The organism is Mycobacterium sp., from assembly GCF_035623875.1.
Lineage (GTDB): Bacteria > Actinomycetota > Actinomycetes > Mycobacteriales > Mycobacteriaceae > Mycobacterium.
In genome coordinates this window covers 1-18946 of record NZ_DASPSP010000194.1, presented here as the reverse complement: position 1 = coordinate 18946, position 18946 = coordinate 1, and the positions used below count along the sequence as shown (strand labels likewise).

The window sequence follows — 18946 nt, the reverse complement described above, 5'->3', positions numbered from 1 at the left end:
GCGTAGGTTTTAGGAGTGACTCACAAGCAGGTTGCCAAGCAGGTTGCGATGCCACGGTCAACCCTCGAGCTGCTGGATAGCGTTCCGGAGGCGCTGCTGCGACGGCTGAAGCAGTATTCCGGTCGGTTTTCCACCGAGGCGGTGACAGCAATGCAGGACCGGTTGCCATTCTTCGCCGAGCTGGAAGCCTCCCAGCGAGCCAGCGTGTCGCTGGTGGTGCAGACCGCTGTGGTGAACTTCGTGGAGTGGATGACCGATCCGCACAGCAACGTCAACTACACGGCGCGGGCCTTCGAGCTGATGCCGCAGGACTTTACCCGGCGGATCGCGTTGCGCCACTCGGTGGACATGGTGCGGGTGACCATGGAGTTCTTCGAAGAAGTGGCCCCGCTGCTGGCCCGCGACGACGAACAGCTGACCGCGCTGACGGTGGGGATTCTGAAGTACAGCCGCGACCTGGCCTTCAGTGCCGCTACGGCCTACGCCGATGCCGCCGAGGCGCGCGGAACCTGGGACAGCCGAATGGAAGCCAGCGTCGTGGACGCGGTGGTGCGCGGCGACACCGGTCCCGAGCTGTTGTCCCGGGCGGCCGCGCTGAACTGGGACACCACCGCTCCGGCCACGGTGGTGGTGGGAACTCCGGCGCCGGGCCGGGAAAGCCACGCCAGCCAAGATGTCCGGGATATCGCCACAAACCACGGCCGCGCCGCGCTCACCGACGTGCACGGCACCTGGCTGGTAGCGATCGTGTCCGGTCAGTTGACGCCGACCGAGAAGGTCTTCGGTGATCTGCTGGACGCCTTCTCCGACGGCCCGGTGGTGATCGGCCCGACAGCGCCGACGCTGACCGCGGCCTACCACAGCGCCAGTGAGGCCATCTCCGGGATGAACGCCGTGGCCGGCTGGCGGGGAGCGCCACGGCCGGTGCTGGCCCGCGAACTACTGCCCGAGCGGGCCCTGATGGGCGACGCTTCGGCCATCGCGGCGTTGCAGACCGACGTGATGCGGCCACTTGCTGACGCGGGTCCCACCCTCACCGAGACCCTGGACGCCTATCTCGACTGCGGCGGAGCGATCGAGGCCTGCGCCCGCAAGTTGTTCGTTCATCCAAACACCGTGCGCTACCGACTCCGGCGGATCGCCGACTTCACGGGCCGCGATCCCACCCAACCGCGCGACGCCTATGTCCTTCGGGTAGCCGCGACCGTAGGCCACCTCGCTTACCAAGCCCAGCACTCCAGCGCCGCCAGCGACATTGTGACCCCCGTCACGCAGTCGGTGGAAAAGGACCTGCTCGCGCGGTCGAAGACAGTCGCCACCGGGTGACAGATCGCGGCACGATATCGAATACGTCGCATCGCGTGCGTTTTTGTGGAGTTTCCACAAAAACCTAAGATAAGGTTCATAATCTGTTACACGGCGCAAAACTGTCTTCACAGTGTTCTCTTAAACACGTGATTGCGTTGCTTGCGCCCGGACAGGGATCGCAGACCCCCGGCATGCTGTCGCCGTGGCTGGAACTACCCGGCGCCGCGGAGAAGATGGCGTCGTGGTCGACGGTCAGCGGTCTGGACCTCGCTCACCTGGGCACCGCCGCGTCGGCCGAGGAGATCACCGACACCGCCGTCACCCAGCCATTGGTCGTCGCGGCCACCCTGCTCGCTCACCAAGAGCTGACCAGGCGCGGTGTGCTCGCAGATGCCGGCGACAACTTGATCGTGGCCGGCCACTCGGTCGGTGAGATCGCCGCCTATGCGATCGCCGGGGTGATCTCCGCCGACGACGCCGTCGCTCTGGCCGCCACCCGCGGAGCGGAGATGGCCAAGGCCTGCGCCAACGAGCCGACCGGTATGTCGGCAGTCCTCGGTGGTGACGAAGCCGAGGTGCTGGCCCGCCTCGAACAACTCGACCTGATCCCCGCCAACCGCAACGCCGCCGGTCAGATCGTGGCCGCCGGTCGCCTGAGCGCGTTGGAGAAGCTTGCCGAAGACCCACCGGCTAAGGCCCGGGTGCGTGCGCTGGGCGTCGCCGGAGCCTTCCACACCGAATTCATGGCGTCGGCCCTCGATAGCTATGCCGCGGCGGTGCAGAACGTCGCAACCGCGGAACCGACCGCCGTTCTGTTGTCTAACCGCGACGGCGAGCCGGTATCGTCGGCCAGCGATGCCGTAGACAAGCTTGTCGCGCAGTTGACCCGCCCGGTGCGGTGGGATTTGTGCAGCGAGACTTTGCGTCAGCGAAATGTCAGCGCGATTGTCGAGTTCCCGCCCGCGGGCGCACTGAGCGGCATCGCCAAGCGTGAACTTCGCGGGGTACCTACGCATGCCGTCAAGACTCCCGCAGACCTGGATGGTTTGGCAGAGCTGAAAACCCTCGGTGCGTAGCCACCCAAAAGGCAAAGCCGAACCCCGTCCGCCCTTACAACTCCATACCGCACGTTAAATCAGCAGTTACACAACACATTACGAAGGGAACTGAACGTGACTGTAAGTCAGGAAGAAATCATCGCCGGTATCGCCGAGATCATCGAAGAGGTCACCGGTATCGAGCCCTCGGAGATCACCCCGGAGAAGTCGTTCGTCGACGACCTCGACATCGACTCGCTGTCGATGGTCGAGATCGCGGTGCAGACCGAGGACAAGTACGGCGTGAAGATCCCCGACGAGGACCTCGCCGGACTCCGCACCGTCGGTGACGTCGTCACCTACATCCAGAGGCTCGAGGAAGAGAACCCCGAGGCCGCCCAGGCACTGCGCGCGAAGCTCGAGTCCGAGAACCCCGATGCTGTCGCCAACGTCAAGGCCAGGATAGAAGCCGACCACCAGTGACCAAACCTTCCACTGCTAACGGCGGTTTCCCCAGCGTTGTGGTAACCGCCGTCGCGGCGACGACATCGATCGCGCCGGACATTGAGAGCACGTGGAAGGGTTTGCTGGCCGGGGAGAGCGGCATCCGCGTGCTCGAAGACGAGTTCGTGACCAAGTGGGACCTGCCCGTCAAGATCGGCGGGCACCTCAAGGAATCCGTCGACGACCACATGGGTCGACTCGACCTGCGCCGAATGTCCTACGTCCAGCGGATGGCCAAGCTGCTCAGCGGTCAACTCTGGGAGAACACAGGCAGCCCCGAGGTCGACCCGGACCGTTTCGCGGTTGTTGTCGGCACCGGTCTGGGCGGCGCCGAGCGGATCGTCGAAAGCTACGACCTGATGAACGAGGGTGGCCCCCGCAAGGTGTCGCCGCTGGCCGTGCAGATGATCATGCCCAACGGTGCCGCGGCGACGGTGGGGTTGCAGCTCGGAGCCCGCGCCGGCGTCATGACCCCGGTGTCGGCCTGTTCGTCTGGCTCGGAGGCCATCGCACACGCGTGGCGGCAGATCGTCATGGGCGATGCCGATATCGCGGTGTGCGGCGGTGTGGAGGGCCCCATCGAGGCCCTGCCCATCGCGGCGTTCTCGATGATGCGGGCGATGTCGACCCGCAACGACGATCCCGAAGGGGCATCGCGTCCGTTCGACAAGGACCGCGACGGCTTCGTGTTCGGCGAGGCTGGCGCCTTGATGGTGATCGAGACCGAGGAGCACGCTAAGGCCCGGGGCGCCAAGCCGCTGGCCCGACTAATGGGTGCTGGCATCACGTCGGACGCCTTCCACATGGTGGCGCCGGCACCGGACGGCGTGCGCGCCGGCCGGGCGATGACCCGCTCGCTGGAGCTTGCCGGCTTGTCCCCCAAGGACATCGACCACGTCAACGCGCACGCGACGGCTACGCCGATCGGCGACACGGCAGAAGCTAATGCGCTGCGGGTGGCCGGTTGCGAGCACGCCCCGGTCTATGCGCCAAAGTCGGCACTGGGCCACTCCATCGGCGCGGTGGGTTCCCTGGAATCGGTGCTGACGGTGCTCACGCTGCGAGATGGCGTCATACCACCGACACTTAACTATCACACCCCCGATCCCGAGATCGATCTCGACGTCGTCGCGGGCGAACCACGTTATGGCGACTACCAGTACGCCGTTAACAACTCGTTCGGATTCGGCGGACACAACGTCGCGCTGGTCTTCGGGCGGTACTGAGCAGGACGTCCGGCGACGATGCGGGCCGCGAACGGCCCGAGGAGAGCCGGACAGGTAGGAAAGGAAACGTTCGTAGTACCTATGTCCACTTCGTCAAGGTTGGCTACGGGGAAGGGGTTCCCCAATATCGTTGTCACCGGCACTGCCATGACGACCGCCCTAGCAACTGATGTGGAGACCACATGGAAGTTGTTGCTGGACGGGCAAAGTGGGATCCGTCTCCTCGACGACCCGTTCGTCGATGAGTTCGACCTGCCAGTTCGTATCGGTGGGCATCTGCTTGAGGAGTTCGACAGCCAGTTGAACCGCGTCGAGAACCGCCGGATGGGTTACCTGCAGAAGATGGCCACCGTGCTGAACAGGCGGGTGTGGGAAAACGCCGGTTCGCCCGAGGTGGACACCAACCGGTTGACCGTGTCCATCGGCACCGGCTTGGGCTCGAGCGAAGAACTGATTTTCGCCTACGACGGCATGCGCGCCCGTGGCATGAAAGCGGTCTCCCCGCTGGCCGTGCAGATGTACATGCCCAACAGCGCGGCCGCGACGGTCGGGCTGCAACAGCACGCCAAGGCCGGGGTGATGACCGCGGTGTCGGCGTGCGCGTCCGGTTCGGAGAGCATCGCCCGTGCCTGGCAGCACATCGCGCTCGGCGAGGCCGATATCGCGATCTGCGGCGGCGTCGAGACCAAGATCGAAGCGGTGCCGATCGCCGGGTTCGCCCAGATGCGCATCGTGATGTCGACCAACAACGACGACCCGCCCGGCGCCTGCCGCCCGTTCGACAAAGATCGCGACGGCTTCGTGTTCGGCGAGGCCGGCGCGTTGATGGTGATCGAGACCGAAGAGCACGCCAAGGCGCGCGGAGCCAACATTCTGGCCCGGATCATGGGGGCCAGCGTCACCTCGGACGGCTTCCACATGGTGGCGCCGGACCCCAACGGCGAGCGCGCCGGGCATGCGATGACGCGGGCGATCCAGCTCGCCGACCTCACCCCGGCCGACATCAGCCACGTCAACGCGCACGCCACCGGCACCTCCGTCGGGGACGTGGCCGAGGGCAAAGCCATCAACAACGCGCTGGGCCCGCACGGCGGAGACGCGGCGGTTTACGCACCCAAGTCCGCGCTCGGCCACTCGGTCGGTGCGGTCGGGGCCGTGGAATCGATCTTGACCGTGCTGGCACTGCGCGACCAGGTCGTTCCGCCCACCCTGAACCTGGTCAATCTGGACCCGGAGATCGACCTCGACGTGGTGGCCGGCAAGCCGCGGGCGGGCGACTACCAGTACGCCATCAATAATTCGTTCGGATTCGGCGGGCACAACGTCGCAATCACGTTTGGCCGCTATTAAATCGAACCACCACTGGAACAGGAGACCTGCGATGACGACCCTGGCCCCGGACGCGGTTGACGAGTCGCTCGACCCGCGCGATCCGCTGCTGCGCCTCAGCAGGTTTTTCGACGACGGCAGCGTGGAACTGCTGCACGAGCGTGACCGTTCCGGTGTGCTGGCCGCCGCCGGAACCGTGAACGGCCTGCGCACCGTTGCTTTCTGCACCGACGGCACCGTGATGGGCGGTGCCATGGGTCTCGTGGGCTGCACCCGCATCGTCAACGCCTACGACACCGCTATCGAAGAGCAGAGCCCGATCGTGGGCATCTGGCACTCCGGCGGTGCGCGGCTGGCCGAAGGCGTGCGATCGCTGCACGCGGTGGGGCTGGTGTTCGAGGCGATGATCCGGGCGTCCGGTTACATCCCGCAGATCTCGGTGGTGGTCGGCTTCGCCGCCGGCGGCGCCGCCTACGGGCCGGCGCTGACCGATGTCGTGGTGATGGCGCCCGACAGCCGGGTGTTCGTCACCGGGCCGGACGTGGTGCGCAGCGTCACCGGCGAAGACGTAGACATGGCCTCGCTCGGCGGACCGGACACTCACCACAAGAAGTCCGGGGTGTGCCACATCGTCGCCAACGACGAGTCCGACGCGTACGAGCGTGGCCGTCGGCTGGTCGGATTGTTCTGCCAGCAAGGGCATTTCGACCGCAGTAAAGCCGAGGCACACGACACCGACCTGCATGCGCTGTTACCGGAGTCACCGCGACGCGCCTACGACGTGCACCCACTTGTCGTCGCACTGCTCGACGACGACGCCCCGTTCGACGAGTTTCAGGCCAAGTGGGCGCCGTCGATGGTGGTCGGCCTCGGCCGGCTGTCCGGTCGCACGGTCGGTGTGCTGGCCAACAACCCGTTGCGGCTCGGCGGCTGCTTGCACTCCGAAAGCGCCGAGAAGGCAGCGCGTTTCGTGCGCCTCTGCGATGCCTTCGGCATCCCGCTGGTCGTCATCGTCGACGTGCCGGGCTACCTGCCGGGTGTTGACCAGGAATGGGGCGGCGTGGTGCGCCGCGGCGCCAAGCTGCTGCACGCATTCGGCGAGGCCACCGTTCCGCGTGTCACCCTCGTCACCCGAAAGACCTACGGCGGCGCCTACATCGCGATGAACTCACGTTCTTTGAACGCCACCAAGGTCTTCGCCTGGCCGGACGCCGAGGTCGCGGTGATGGGCGCCAAGGCAGCCGTCGGCATCCTGCACAAGAAGAAGCTGGCAGGCGCGCCGGACCACGAGCGCGAGGCGCTGCACGACGAGCTTGCCACCGAACACGAGCGGATCGCCGGCGGTGTGGACAACGCCATCGACATCGGCGTGGTCGACGAGAAGATCGACCCGGCCCACACTCGCAGCAAGCTTACCGACGCACTGGCCTCGGCGCCGCCACGGCGCGGACGCCACAAGAACATCCCGCTGTAAGGGCTCAGCGCGTGGTGTAGCCGCCATTGGCGAAAATGGTCTGGCCGGTCACCCAGTGACCCTCGTCGGCCAGGAACACCACCAACGGTGCGATGTCCTCGATGCGGGTCAGCCGGTTGCCGATGGCCTGCGACTTGTGAAATTCCACCCGCTCCGGCGTCTCCTCGCCGTAGAAGAACGGCGTATCCATCGGTCCGGGTGCCACGTTGTTCACTGAAATGCCGCGTGCAGCAAACTCTTTCGCCGCAGCACGGGTGAAGTGTTCAACCGGGCTTTTGGCGCCGGCATAGGTGGAGTAGCCGTCGGTGAAGGCGGCCAGCAGCGCGGTGACGTTGCCCGGCTTGGTGAGATCGCCCTGCACCTTCATCGCTTTGACTCCGGCATCTTTAGTGCACCGCGACATTGACCCCCTTTTCGGCCAACGTGGTGCTGATCAGTCCGCCCAGGTTCTTAGCTCCGGCGGCTACCACCGCTGACCTTCCGACCAGGTTGGCCACGACAGTCCTTCCTTCCCTTGCTACTTGACGAGTGCTGAGATCAACGCCCTGCCGATTTTCGACGTGGCGCGGCTGCGCAGCCGATACCAGGCTTCGCCGACGGCAGAACTCCCGATGCCAATCTCACCCTGCTGATCGTCAAGCTTCAACAGTTTCTCGGCAGTGCGGTGCGCGAACCGCTCCTTGTCCGCTGGGGAAAGGTCGCACCGTTCAAGGAATTCCATCGCGGCGAAGTTGTCCTGGAACGGATAGTCGACGGAAAACATGAGGTTGTCGATGCCCAACATCGCTCGAGCACAGTCGAACACCGGCACATCGAACACCCCGCTGCTGGTGATGAAAACGTTGTCCCGCAGGTAGTGGCCGACACTGTTTCGCATCGGCGGGTTGTCCGCCTCGGCTGAAAGCAACCACCCCGCCATCGTCAGGCCGACGTTGAGCCTGGTGAAACAGAACGGAAGCAGCTCTCCCATGTGCCCGACGATGACCTTGAGATTTGCATGACGATCGAACACCCCAGCGCAGATCATCCTGAGCAGATGCGTTCCGGTTTCTACCGGCCAGCCCCAGGTGGGTACCAGCGCCGCGTCGAAAGGCGCGTAGTAGCAATCTGTTACCGCCTGCGGCGGGTCGGTGGGATGAATGTAGATGGGAACGCCTAATGATTCAGCCCGATCCAGCAGGACATCGAACGACGGCTCATCAAGATAACGCCCGTTGGTGTGTCCGTTGATCAGCGCACCTTTGAAGCCGAGGTCGCGCACGGCGCGCTCCAGCTCGTCAGCAGCGTCAGCCGGTGACTGGGTCGGCAGCATCGCAAAGCCCGCGAACCGGGCCGGGTGCGCTGCAACTGCCTCTGCCAACCAATCGTTGACGTCGCGGCTGACCGCGACCGCCAACCCGGCCTGCTCGTCGGCGAGCACCTGGACACCAGGCTGGACGTGTGAGAGCACCTGCACGTCGATCCCCGCGGCGTCCATCAGCCGGATGCGCTCGGCTCCGACGTCGCTGAGCCGGGCCCGCACAGGCTGGTATTTCCGTTGCAGCGACTCGGGAAACAAGTCCCACACCCGTGGATGAAGAAACGCCTCTTCCAGCGCCACCACTCGAGACACCGACTTTGTGCTCACCGCGTTGCCCCCGGCTTGGTCGCGGTGACAGCGTGGGTGCGGAAGAACGGCAGTCCCCACCAGGCGCGCCAGCCAAGATCGCGGCGCCTGACGTCGACCATGCCGCATTGCCGAAGCCGGGTGGCATACCGGTGGGTGAAGCCGAGGTCAGCGATCACCATGTGACCACCCGGGCGCAGCACACGCACGGCTTCGTCGATCGCCGCCTGCCGCGCGTCGTTGTCCGGCAGATTGTGGATCGCGAGGTTACTTACGACGAGATCAAAAGACTCGTCTGGAAACCGAAGATCGGTCATGTTCCGGGTATGCAGTTCGACTCGGTCGGCGACACCCTCGGCCTCGGCGTTCGCCAGCGTCGCCTGCATGGAGTTGCCGGTCTGGTCGGCCCGCCAGATATCTACGCCCACAGCACTTCCCCGCGGCACCAACTTGGCCGCGGTCAACAACACCGCGCCACGTCCGCAGCCGAGGTCGAGCACCCGCTCGTCGCCCCGTAAGCCGATCTCGGTCAGCAGGCGTGCCCACACTTCGAACTTTCCTCGCCGACTGAACCGCAGGACGCTGACGCCGGCGGCGACCAGAAGGGCGGCAACGATGGCCGCCCCGAGTCCCGGCAGCGTTCGTCCGCTAACCAACCACAGGCCGGCCAAAACCATTGCGGTAAAGCACAACAGCACATAGCCGGCGAAAACGACCGGCGCCGGAATGAGCCGGTAGTCGCCGTCCACCCCATACCGCCCGCGCGGGCGGGTAAGCTCAGTTGCCAGATCAGTCATTGTGATCGCCTCCATAGGTAGCCGTGCGGTGGTCTCGGGCAATTCGTTCGAGAATCGGAAGCGCTTTCGCTGCAGCGCGTTTCACTGCGTCGCCGCTCGGCGCATCAGCTCGCTCGAAAGCCCGCCGCACAGTCTCGGCTAGCTGATCCGCCTTCTCCTCCAAGGTCAACGTGATCGCCGGTGGGTGAAACGGTTCTGCCGCAAAGAAACCGAAGACGATGGTGGGCAGGGTGTAGTCGAGATCCGTTAGGCGCAGGTCGGGCCGCAGCATGGACTCCGCGGCGAGCACACCCAGATAGTCGCGGTTGACACCAAGCTTGCTTTCCTCCAGCCGGTGATGATGCGCCGCGGCAAGAAACGTACCGAGGGTATCGGCGTCGCGAGTGTAGAGCGCCCGCAGCACCGGACGGTTCATCGCCTCGACGAACAGCCGCCGCAGGTAGCGATGCAGCGCGACCTCGGCCGGATCATTGCGGACCGCGTCAACAATCGCGTCCGCCATCGCCGCCGCCTCGCGGGCGCTGACCGCGTGGAACACTTCCTCGCGAGAACGCCAATGCAGATAGATCGTGCCCTTACCGACACCGGCGCGGCGGGCCAATTCATCGATGGTCACCCGCCGATAGCCCCACGACAGCAGCAAGTCGCGGGCGCTATCAAGGATCCGATCGGCCCGTTCTTGGCGATCGCCGCGGGAGCGTTCCAGCACCACGGCAGTAACCCTATGACCAAAATACGATTTCAGTCAACAGTCATCTGGCGGCGGCCGATCGTCAGCCTCGGGCGAGGATGGCCGAAAGCGCTTGGCGAAGCTCGCGTTCGGGGTCGGCCGGAAGCCCGTCGGTACGCCACCCGACGAAATCGTCTGGCCGCACTAGCAGAGCCCCGCCAGGTGCGAGTCCGGTGGCCTGCGCCCAGGCACCGTCGGGTTCGACCGCGTCGCCCGCGGGCCCGATGCGGTGGACCGCGATCGGGACGTCGAGGGCGGCCGATGTCGCCGCGGCCGCACCGCTCCATGCAGCACCGTCGTCACCGGTGAGCACGCTGAATCCGGGCCCGAGCAGGTCGAGCGTCGACACCCGCCGGCCGCCGTGCTGCACCCAGACATGCGGGACCCGGGTACCCGCTTGGCCACGCAATTCGTCCACCAAAGACGCAACGTCTGGATCGGCCGGAGCAGGCTGGTCGGTCACCACTGCGGCTGAGCGGTACTGGTATCCGACCAGCAAGGAGAACATCGGCGCCTCTTCGTCGGGCGGCAAACCCGGACCCTCGTCTTCCAACCGGAGCAAGCCCACAGTCGGCCCGGTCAGTGACTGGCGGGCGGCGAACCGGCCGACGGGGTGCCGCTCGGCGTGGTAGGTGGTCAGCAGTCCCGGCTCTGCTGTTCCCTGTAATACCGCAGCCAGTTTCCAGGCCAGGTTGTGTGCGCTTTGGATGGCGGTGTTGGCTCCCCCGGCCTTGAACGGCGGCATGGTGTGTCCCGAGTCCCCGACGAAAAAAACTCGCCCGCAACGTAATTGGTCGGCTACCTGCTCGTACGGTTGCCACGCCGCGGTTTCGATGATCTCGAGTTCGATCGGCTCACCGACGGCCTTCGTCAACACCTCGCGGCAATATTCCGGCGTGAATTGCGCCGCTGTCTCTCCCTTGCCGGGGAAATAGGTGGTGATGAACATGCCGAGGTCGTCCTTGGCCACCAGGAATATGCCGTCCACATCGGCATTTTTCACCTGAACGCCGTCGCCATCGCTCAGGTGCGAGACGAACTTCCGCCAGGGTCCGCGGAAGTAGATGAAGACGACGTAGATCGGCAGCGCCCCGTATCCCGAGGTGGTGAGGCCAAGCTCATTGCGTATCGGGCTGTGCACTCCGTCGGCGGCGACGAGATAGTCGGCGCGGATCGTATGGGACTCGCCGGAGCGCAGGTCACGCAGCACCGCGGAGACGCCGGTGTCGTCCTGATCGAACGAACACAATTCCGTCCCGTAGCGCACTTCACTGCCCCGTCGCCGGGTTTCGGCGAGCAGCATCGGCTCGAGGCTGCTCTGCGGGCAGTACTGCACGGCCGGCTCGGGGCTCAGCTGATCCAGGCCTACGAAGAACGTATCGATATCGATGGCCAGTTTTTCTTCAGCGCTGTTCAGCGTCGGCTTGACGACAATATCCGAAACACGATCCGCGACCGCATGGGCCTCGTCGCCCAGGCCTATACCGCGGAGGATCTCCAAGCTGCGAAAACTCAGGTTGCGGGCCTTCGGATAGATGAAGATCTCGCGTCGCTTCTCGACCAGTAGAGAACCAACCCCGTGTTTGGCCAGCAGAGTCGATGTGGCAAGCCCACCGGCGCCCGCCCCGACGATCAGGACCGGAACATGCGCAGCCTTAACCAGGTTCATGCTGGTCACCGCCTTCCTGCAGATTCAAAACTGATAGTGACAACTATATAGTAGTTACTATCACTATTAGTCCAGCATCTCCTCCGCCACGCCGACTACCCGTTCCCGATCGGCGGCCACCAAACCGATCCGGGTGCGACGATCCACGATGTCGTCGACGGTCAGCGCGCCCTCATGGCTGATGGCGTACTCGAACTCCGCCCGGGTCACGTCGATCCCTTCGGCCACCGGGTCGACCGGCCGCTCGCATGTGGCAACGGCGATGACGTTGGCCGCCTCGGCTCCGTAGCGCAAGACCAGCGACTCCGGCAAGCCGGCCATCGGCGCCACGCTCGAGCCCGGGTTCGCCGGCGCGCCGACCAACGGCAGGTTTCGGGTCCGGCACTCTCCGGCTGTCAGACCCCGCAGTTCGATAGCCCGGTCGAGGACGTCCTGGGCCATGTGCCGGTACTCGGTTAGCTTGCCGCCGACCACGCTGATCACCCCGGAGGGTGACTCGACAACGGCATGGTTGCGCGAGACGTCCGCGGTGCGCCCGGCTCCGGTGTCGATCAGCGGCCGCAGCCCCGCATAGGCGCCGATCACATCGGCGCTTTCCAACCTGATACCCAGCGCAGTGTTCACGACGTCCAGCAGAAAGCTCACCTCCCCCGATGTCGGTTGTGGCACATCGGGAATCGGCCCGGGCGCGTCCTCATCGGTCAGTCCGAGGTAGACCCGCCCCAGCTGTTCGGGCATGGCGAACACGAAGCGGTTGAGCTCGCCGGGTATCGGAATCGTCAGTGCCGCTGTGGGATTGCCGAGGGCTGCGGCATCGAAGACGAGGTGGGTGCCGCGGCTGGGACGCAGCTTCAGCGACGGGTCGATCTCACCTGCCCACACCCCGGTGGCGTTGATGACGGCGCGAGCGGACATATCGAACGATTCGCCAGAGCGTTGATCGGTCAGCCGCAGCGACATGCCGGTGACCTCGGATGCGGCGGTATAGGTCAGGATTCGGGCACCCTGCTGCGCGGCGGTACGCGCTACGGCGGCGACCAGTCGGGCGTCGTCGATCAGTTGTCCGTCGTAGGCGAGCAAGCCGCCGTCGAGCCCGTCACGTCGTACGGCCGGAGCCATGTCGCTGACGCGCGCTGCGGGAATGCGGCGTGAGCCGGGCAGAACGGACGCCGGTGTACCCGCCGTCTTACGCAACACGTCGCCGGCAAGGAACCCGGCTCGCACCAATGCCCGCTCCATCCGGCCCATCGACGGCAACAGCGGGACCAGTTGGGGCATAGCCCGGACTAGATGAGGGGCGTTGCGCGTCATCAGGATTCCGCGCTCGACTGCACTGCGCCTGGCGATGCCGACATTGCCGCTTGCCAGATAGCGCAGCCCGCCGTGCACCAGCTTGGAGCTCCACCGGCTGGTGCCGAATGCGAGATCGTGTTTTTCCACCAACGCCACTCGCAGGCCTCGGGACGCGGCGTCCAGCGCGATGCCGGTGCCGGTGATACCGCCGCCGATCACGACGATGTCGGTCCGCTCACCGTCGGCCAGCGCCGTGAGGTCGGCTGTGCGGCGCGCTGCGTTGAGAGCGGTCGACGTCATGACAAGTATCCGTTCAGCGAGTAGGCGAGTTCGGCGGCCAGCGCATCAGCGTCGAGGATCGGGCGGACGATCTCGGCGGATTGAATGGTCGATTGGGTGATCAGCAGCACCATCGCGGCGAGTCGGCGCGGGTCGCCGGGCCGCACGCTGCCGTCACGTTGGGCCGCGCGCAGGTCACTGGCGAGCGCCTCGATCAGCATCTGCTGGCTGCTGCCCAGCCGCTGGGCGATGTAGACAAGCGCCAGCTCCGATCGCAGCACCGCCATAACTAGCTCGTCGCGCCGCAGGCGTTCGGCCACCGCCACCACCCTGTCGACCAGCGCCTGACGGCCGCGTCGGCGAACCGGCACGTCATCCAAGGCGGCGGTGATGTGCCTGGTCAACAGGGCCGCCAGTACCGAGCGGGTGTCCGGCCAGCGGCGGTAGACGGTCGGACGGCTCACGCCCGCCCGGCGCGCGATCTCGGCCAGCGTCACGCGCTCGACTCCAAAATCGATCACACAGCTCGCGGCGGCCGCCAGGATCCGGTCCTCCACTGGTGCGTTACTGATTGACAGCATATGTAATACTGTAACGCATGCCTGAACAGTTGCTGCCGCCGATGAAGTGGAACGCGTGGGGTGACCCGCAGGAAGCCAAACCCCTCTCGGAGGGCATCCGCTCACTGTTGAAGCAGGCGTTGGGGGTGACGGACGCACCCGCGGCCGAACTCGACCCAGATCGGGTGAAGCTGCACCCGTCGCAGTTGGCGAACGACCACCGCGAAGCGCTGGGCGCCATCGTGGGGTCGGAATACTGCCGGTTCGGCGACCGCGACCGACTGCTGCATGCCGGCGGCAAGTCCACTCTGGATCTACTGCGGCGCAAAGACTCCGGCGTGCAAGAGGCGCCCGATGCGGTGCTGCTGCCGGGCGCTGACGAAGAGGTTGCGAAGATCCTGCGGTACTGCTCGCGGCACGGCATCGCCGTCGTCCCGTTCGGCGGCGGCACCAGCGTGGTCGGTGGAGTCGATCCCATCCGCGCTGAGTTCAGCGCCGTGGTGTCGCTGGATTTGCGGCGCTTCGATCAACTGCTCGCTTTCGACGCGGTGTCCGGCGAGGCCGAATTCGGCGCCGGCGTCACCGGTCCACGGGCCGAGCAACTGCTTGCCGAGCACGGGTTTTCGCTCGGGCATTTTCCGCAGAGCTTCGAATTCGCCAGCCTGGGCGGTTTTGCCGCAACCCGATCGTCGGGCCAGGACTCGGCAGGATACGGCCGGTTCGACGACATGATCCGCGGGCTGCACGTCATTACCCCCGCAGGCGTGCTGGATCTGGGCCGCGCGCCGCAGTCGGCGGCCGGTCCGGATCTGCGGCAACTGCTGATCGGGTCGGAAGGCGTGTTCGGCATCATCACCGCGGTGCGGGTTCGGGTGCATCGGTCGCCCGACGTCACGCGCTACGAGGCGTGGTCGTTCCCCGACTTCGCCACTGGGGCGGCCGCATTGCGCGCCGTCACCCAAACCGGGACCGGCCCGACGGTCATCCGGCTCTCCGACGAAGCCGAGACCGGCGTCAACCTGGCCACCGCCGAGGCCATCGGCGAGACCCAGATCACCGGCGGCTGCCTGGCGATCACCGTGTTCGAGGGCACGGCGGCGCATGCCGAAAGCAGGCACGCCGAAACCCGGGAGCTCATCACAGCTATGGGCGGCACGTCGCTGGGCCAAGCCCCGGCACAGGCCTGGGAGCATGGTCGGTTCAGCGCTCCTTATCTGCGCGACTCGCTGCTGGCCGCCGGCGCGCTCTGCGAAACCCTCGAGACGGCCACCGACTGGTCCAACGTCCCCGCGCTGAAAGCCGCCGTCACCGACGCGCTGACCACCGCGCTGGCCGAATCCGGCACGCCGGCGCTGGTGCTGTGCCACATTTCGCACGTGTACGCCACCGGCGCCTCGCTGTATTTCACCGTCGTCGCCGGGCAACGCGGGAATCCGATTGAACAGTGGCGCGCCGCGAAGGCCGCTGCCTGCGACGCGATCGTGGCCACCGGCGGGACGATCACCCATCACCACGCGGTCGGAGCCGATCATCGGCCGTGGATGCGCGACGAGGTGGGCGATCTGGGCTTACAGGTATTGCGGGCGGTCAAATCGACACTGGATCCCGCGGGAATTCTCAATCCCGGCAAGCTCATCCCGTGATCAAGCGCGAAGTCGGCCGGGTGACTGTGCTGACCAATCCGGCATCGGGACACCGAAACGCACCGCACGCGGCCGAAAAGGCGATCGAGCGGCTGCAACAGCGTGGCATCGACGTGGTGGCAATCGTCGGCAGTGACGCCGAGCACGCACGTCGCCTACTACACGCTGCGATCGAAAAGGGCACCGATGCGGTGGTGGTCACCGGCGGCGACGGAGTGATCTCCGATGCACTGCAGGCCCTGGCCTGCACGGATATTCCGCTAGGAATCATTCCGGCCGGTACCGGCAACGACCATGCCCGCGAATTCGGGTTGCCCACAAAGGATCCCGTCGCCGCCGCCGACGTGGTCGCCGACGGCTGGACCGAAACTGTTGACCTGGGCAGGATTCGGGACCGCAAAGGTGTCACCAAGTGGTTCGGCACCGTTGCCGCGGCCGGATTCGATTCGCTGGTAACCGATAGGGCCAACCGGATGCACTGGCCGCGCGGTCGGATGCGCTACAACCTGGCGATGCTCGTCGAGCTGTCGCGGCTGAGGCTCCTGCCGTTCCGGCTAGTGCTCGACGGACGCGACGAGATCGTCACCGACCTTACCCTTGCGGCGTTCGGCAACACCCGCAGCTACGGCGGCGGAATGCTGATCTGCCCCAACGCCGATCCCACCGACGGTCAACTCGACATCACCATGGTGCACTCGGCGTCGCGCAGCCGGCTGATTCGCCTGTTCCCCACCGTCTACAAAGGCAACCACGTCGATCTCGACGAGGTGACAACGGCGCGGGCGACGTCCGTCGACGTCGAATCACCCGGCATCAACGCCTATGCCGACGGCGAGTACGCCTGCGCGCTGCCCGCCGAGATCTCGGCGGTGCCGGCCGCACTACAGATCTTGCGACCTAACCGACTCCACGGCTGAGCCAGGACACCTCGGCGCCATCACCGCCGTCGCGATACGCCTCGAGCGCCTCATCCCAGGCCGTGCCCAACGCCGAATCCAGCTCGGTGGCCAGCGCGTCGGCGCCGTCGGCCATCATCGCCCGCAGCCGCATCTCCCCGATCATCACGTCACCGTTGGCGCTCATCGCTCCGCTCCACAGTCCCAACTGGGGGGTGTGGCTGAACCGCTGCCCGTCGACTCCGGGACTGGGATCCTCGGTGACTTCGAACCGCAGCACCGACCAGGAGCGCAAGGCGTTGGCCAACCGGGCGCCGGTGCCCACCGGACCGACCCAATTGGTCACCGCGCGCAACTGCCCGGGCATCGCCGGTTGCGGGGTCCACTTCAGATTGGGCTTGGCGGCCAACGTCGACGACAACGCCCACTCGACATGCGGACATACCGCAGCGGGCGAGGCATGGACGTAGACCACGCCTGTCGTCACGTCGGCGAACTGCTTAGACGCACGCATCTGTTGCTCCTTCGGCTCCACGAGGGACGTCTTCCCCAACGACCTGGTGAACCCGACGAGCATGATTGCCGATGATGTGCTCGATAAAATTGTGCCTTGCGTGTCTATTGTGCCTCGTGGGACCCCTGTTGCGCTAGTCCGCGCGCCACCCCAATATCACGGCATCGGCGAGCGCCGGCCACGTCGGCCGCGCCCACTCGCCGAAATCGCGGTCGGTAAGCACCACCAGCGCGAGCTTGGCCTGCGGATCTGCCCAGATGAACGTGCCCGATTGACCGAAATGGCCGAACGTGCGCGCCGAGTTCTTCGCGCCGGTCCAGTGCGGTGATTTGGCGTCCCTGATCTCGAATCCCAGCCCCCAGTCGTTGGGCCGCTGCACACCGTATCCGGGTAACACCCCGTCCAGACCGGGAAACTGCACAGCGGTGGCCTCGGCGTGCATCTGTGCCGACACCGTCGCCGGACACAACAGGTCACCGGCGAAGGCTGCCAGGTCCGCGACCGTCGACGTCACCCCGAAGCCGGCGGCCTGCGCGCCGCCGTCGAGCCGGGTGGCGCTCATTCCCAGCGGTTCGAACACCGCCTCGGTCAGGTAATGGCCGAATTCGATCCCGGACGCCTGCTGGACCGTCTCGGCCAGCACGGTGAAGCCGTAATTGGAATACACCCGGCGGGTGCCGGGCCAGGCAAGTGTGTCATCGGACTCCATCGCCAGCCCCGAGGCATGGGCCAGCAGATGCCGAACGGTCGATCCGGGCGGCCCGGCGGGGGTGTCCAAATCCACGGCCCCTTCTTCGACGGCGACCTGCACGGCCCGCGCTACCAAGAGCTTGGTCACCGACGCCAGGGCGAACGGCCGCTCGGTGTCGCCGTGACTGGCCAACACTCCCGATGGTCCGACCACCGCGGCGGCCGCGGCCGGCACCGGCCAGTCGTCGAGTTCATCCAGTGCGACCATCGCGCAGAAGCCTACCGACCAAGCACTAGGTTGGTGGGCATGAGTCAGACAGTGCGCGGAGTGATCTCACGGAAAAAAGGCGAGCCCGTCGAGTTGGTCGACATCGTCATCCCCGACCCCGGCCCAGCCGAGGTCATGGTCGACGTCATCGCGTGCGGGGTGTGCCACACCGACCTGACCTACCGCGAGGGCGGTATCAACGACGAGTACCCGTTCCTGCTCGGCCATGAAGCGGCGGGCACCGTCGAAGCGGTGGGACCGGGCGTGACGGCCGTCGAGCCGGGCGACTTCGTGATCCTGAACTGGCGCGCGGTGTGCGGTCAGTGCCGCGCCTGCAAGCGCGGCCGACCCCACCTCTGCTTCGACACCTTCAACGCCGAGCAGAAGATGACACTTACCGATGGCACCGAGCTGACCCCGGCGCTGGGCATCGGCGCGTTCGCCGACAAGACGCTGGTGGCCGCGGGTCAATGCACCAAAGTCAATCCCGAAGCCGACCCGGCAGTGGCCGGTCTGCTGGGCTGCGGGTTGATGGCAGGTCTGGGCGCAGCCATCAACACCGGCACGGTCACCCGTGATGACACGGTCGCGGTGATCGGTTGCGGCGGTGTCGGCGATGCCGCGATCGCCGGGGCAGCGCTGGTCGGCGCCAGGCGGATCATCGCCGTCGACACCGACAACACCAAACTGGATTGGGCCCGTAAGTTCGGCGCGACGCACACCATCAACGCCCGCGACCTCGATGTGGTCACCACGATCCAGGATCTCACCGAGGGCTTCGGTGCCGACGTGGTCATCGACGCCGTCGGGCGACCAGAAACCTGGAAGCAGGCATTCTATGCCCGTGACCTGGCGGGAACCGTGGTGCTGGTGGGTGTTCCGACACCGGACATGCGCTTGGACATGCCGTTGCTGGACTTTTTCTCCCACGGCGGCGCATTGAAGTCGTCCTGGTACGGCGATTGCCTGCCCGAACGCGACTTCCCCACCCTGATCGACCTGTACCTGCAGGGCCGCTTGCCGCTGGAGAAGTTCGTCTCCGAACGCATCGGTCTCGGTGATGTCGAGGAGGCTTTCCACAAGATGCATGACGGCAAGGTGCTGCGCTCGGTGGTGCTGCTGT

General features: G+C 66.0%; 17 protein-coding genes and 1 pseudogene. 9 read left to right on the top strand and 9 right to left on the bottom strand.

What is annotated here, in order from left to right; translation table 11 throughout:
• Positions 1-48 precede the first annotated feature (48 nt).
• From VEI45_RS16380 to VEI45_RS16355, 6 genes are all read left to right on the top strand, one after another.
• Positions 49-1326, top strand: coding sequence for a PucR family transcriptional regulator (locus VEI45_RS16380; protein ID WP_414687506.1), 1278 nt, complete (start codon positions 49-51; stop codon positions 1324-1326).
• A gap of 128 nt (positions 1327-1454) precedes the next feature.
• Entirely contained in the window at positions 1455-2384 is a 930-nt protein-coding gene (locus VEI45_RS16375; protein WP_324855026.1) for an ACP S-malonyltransferase, read from the top strand.
• A 96-nt stretch (positions 2385-2480) separates the two neighbouring features.
• Positions 2481-2828 (top strand): meromycolate extension acyl carrier protein AcpM, encoded by a 348-nt coding sequence (gene acpM / locus VEI45_RS16370; RefSeq protein WP_324855024.1) that lies wholly within the window; start codon positions 2481-2483, stop codon positions 2826-2828.
• A complete protein-coding gene (gene kasA / locus VEI45_RS16365) occupies positions 2825-4075 on the top strand; it encodes a 3-oxoacyl-ACP synthase KasA (protein ID WP_324855022.1) in 1251 nt (416 codons plus the stop codon). Before acpM ends, kasA begins: the two co-directional genes overlap by 4 nt.
• 81 nt (positions 4076-4156) lie before the next feature.
• Positions 4157-5425 carry a 3-oxoacyl-ACP synthase KasB gene (gene kasB, locus VEI45_RS16360; RefSeq protein ID WP_324855019.1) on the top strand — a complete coding sequence of 423 codons (1269 nt, stop codon included), beginning with the start codon at positions 4157-4159 and terminating at the stop codon, positions 5423-5425.
• A gap of 31 nt (positions 5426-5456) precedes the next feature.
• Positions 5457-6878: an acyl-CoA carboxylase subunit beta gene (locus tag VEI45_RS16355; protein WP_324855017.1), complete on the top strand. Its 1422-nt coding sequence runs from the start codon at positions 5457-5459 to the stop codon at positions 6876-6878.
• Positions 6879-6882: 4 nt separating this feature from the next.
• On the opposite strand, the pseudogene VEI45_RS16350 reads toward VEI45_RS16355, so the two are convergent.
• The 7 genes and pseudogenes from VEI45_RS16350 to VEI45_RS16320 all read right to left on the bottom strand — a co-directional run bounded on the left by VEI45_RS16350 (position 6883) and on the right by VEI45_RS16320 (position 13833).
• Positions 6883-7375: pseudogene (locus tag VEI45_RS16350) on the bottom strand (SDR family oxidoreductase).
• Between the two features lie 20 nt (positions 7376-7395).
• Positions 7396-8505, bottom strand: a complete 1110-nt coding sequence (locus VEI45_RS16345; protein ID WP_324855015.1) for an amidohydrolase family protein — start codon at positions 8503-8505, stop codon at positions 7396-7398.
• Positions 8502-9281 carry a class I SAM-dependent methyltransferase gene (locus VEI45_RS16340; protein WP_324855013.1) on the bottom strand — a complete coding sequence of 260 codons (780 nt, stop codon included), beginning with the start codon at positions 9279-9281 and terminating at the stop codon, positions 8502-8504. Before VEI45_RS16340 ends, VEI45_RS16345 begins: the two co-directional genes overlap by 4 nt.
• A complete protein-coding gene (locus tag VEI45_RS16335) occupies positions 9274-9993 on the bottom strand; it encodes a helix-turn-helix domain-containing protein (protein WP_324855011.1) in 720 nt (239 codons plus the stop codon). Before VEI45_RS16335 ends, VEI45_RS16340 begins: the two co-directional genes overlap by 8 nt.
• Before the next feature lie 61 nt (positions 9994-10054).
• Positions 10055-11680 (bottom strand): FAD-dependent monooxygenase, encoded by a 1626-nt coding sequence (locus tag VEI45_RS16330; protein ID WP_324855009.1) that lies wholly within the window; start codon positions 11678-11680, stop codon positions 10055-10057.
• Between the two features lie 66 nt (positions 11681-11746).
• Positions 11747-13273 (bottom strand): glycerol-3-phosphate dehydrogenase/oxidase, encoded by a 1527-nt coding sequence (locus VEI45_RS16325; RefSeq protein WP_414687505.1) that lies wholly within the window; start codon positions 13271-13273, stop codon positions 11747-11749.
• Entirely contained in the window at positions 13270-13833 is a 564-nt protein-coding gene (locus VEI45_RS16320) for a helix-turn-helix domain-containing protein (protein ID WP_324855007.1), read from the bottom strand. The genes VEI45_RS16325 and VEI45_RS16320 overlap by 4 nt, the downstream gene beginning before the upstream one ends.
• 41 nt (positions 13834-13874) lie before the next feature.
• Between VEI45_RS16320 and VEI45_RS16315 the strand changes: the two genes are divergently transcribed.
• Both VEI45_RS16315 and VEI45_RS16310 read left to right on the top strand, forming a co-directional pair.
• Positions 13875-15455, top strand: a complete 1581-nt coding sequence (locus VEI45_RS16315; protein ID WP_324855115.1) for an FAD-binding oxidoreductase — start codon at positions 13875-13877, stop codon at positions 15453-15455.
• On the top strand, positions 15452-16372 hold the full coding sequence (locus VEI45_RS16310; protein ID WP_324855005.1) for a diacylglycerol kinase: 921 nt from the start codon (positions 15452-15454) through the stop codon (positions 16370-16372). Before VEI45_RS16315 ends, VEI45_RS16310 begins: the two co-directional genes overlap by 4 nt.
• Here VEI45_RS16310 and VEI45_RS16305 read toward each other — a convergent pair.
• Positions 16353-16865, bottom strand: coding sequence for a DUF3145 domain-containing protein (locus tag VEI45_RS16305; protein ID WP_324855003.1), 513 nt, complete (start codon positions 16863-16865; stop codon positions 16353-16355). The genes VEI45_RS16310 and VEI45_RS16305 overlap by 20 nt on opposite strands.
• A 133-nt stretch (positions 16866-16998) precedes the next feature.
• A complete protein-coding gene (locus VEI45_RS16300; protein ID WP_324855001.1) occupies positions 16999-17823 on the bottom strand; it encodes a serine hydrolase domain-containing protein in 825 nt (274 codons plus the stop codon).
• A 39-nt stretch (positions 17824-17862) separates the two neighbouring features.
• On the opposite strand from VEI45_RS16300, the gene VEI45_RS16295 reads away from it, so the two are divergent.
• A partial coding sequence (locus tag VEI45_RS16295; protein ID WP_324854999.1) for an S-(hydroxymethyl)mycothiol dehydrogenase occupies positions 17863-18946 on the top strand: 1084 nt, incomplete at its 3' end.

Bases quoted from the DNA above. Each gene is read 5' to 3' on its own strand.
- VEI45_RS16305 (WP_324855003.1), bottom strand. From the start codon at position 16,865: ATGCGTGCGTCTAAGCAGTTCGCCGACGTGACGACAGGCGTGGTCTAC.
- VEI45_RS16325 (WP_414687505.1), bottom strand. From the start codon at position 13,273: ATGACGTCGACCGCTCTCAACGCAGCGCGCCGCACAGCCGACCTCACG.
- VEI45_RS16300 (WP_324855001.1), bottom strand. From the start codon at position 17,823: ATGGTCGCACTGGATGAACTCGACGACTGGCCGGTGCCGGCCGCGGCC.
- VEI45_RS16330 (WP_324855009.1), bottom strand. From the start codon at position 11,680: ATGAACCTGGTTAAGGCTGCGCATGTTCCGGTCCTGATCGTCGGGGCG.
- VEI45_RS16355 (WP_324855017.1), top strand. From the start codon at position 5,457: ATGACGACCCTGGCCCCGGACGCGGTTGACGAGTCGCTCGACCCGCGC.
- VEI45_RS16320 (WP_324855007.1), bottom strand. From the start codon at position 13,833: ATGCTGTCAATCAGTAACGCACCAGTGGAGGACCGGATCCTGGCGGCC.
- VEI45_RS16340 (WP_324855013.1), bottom strand. From the start codon at position 9,281: ATGACTGATCTGGCAACTGAGCTTACCCGCCCGCGCGGGCGGTATGGG.
- VEI45_RS16315 (WP_324855115.1), top strand. From the start codon at position 13,875: ATGAAGTGGAACGCGTGGGGTGACCCGCAGGAAGCCAAACCCCTCTCG.
- VEI45_RS16380 (WP_414687506.1), top strand. From the start codon at position 49: ATGCCACGGTCAACCCTCGAGCTGCTGGATAGCGTTCCGGAGGCGCTG.
- kasB (WP_324855019.1), top strand. From the start codon at position 4,157: ATGTCCACTTCGTCAAGGTTGGCTACGGGGAAGGGGTTCCCCAATATC.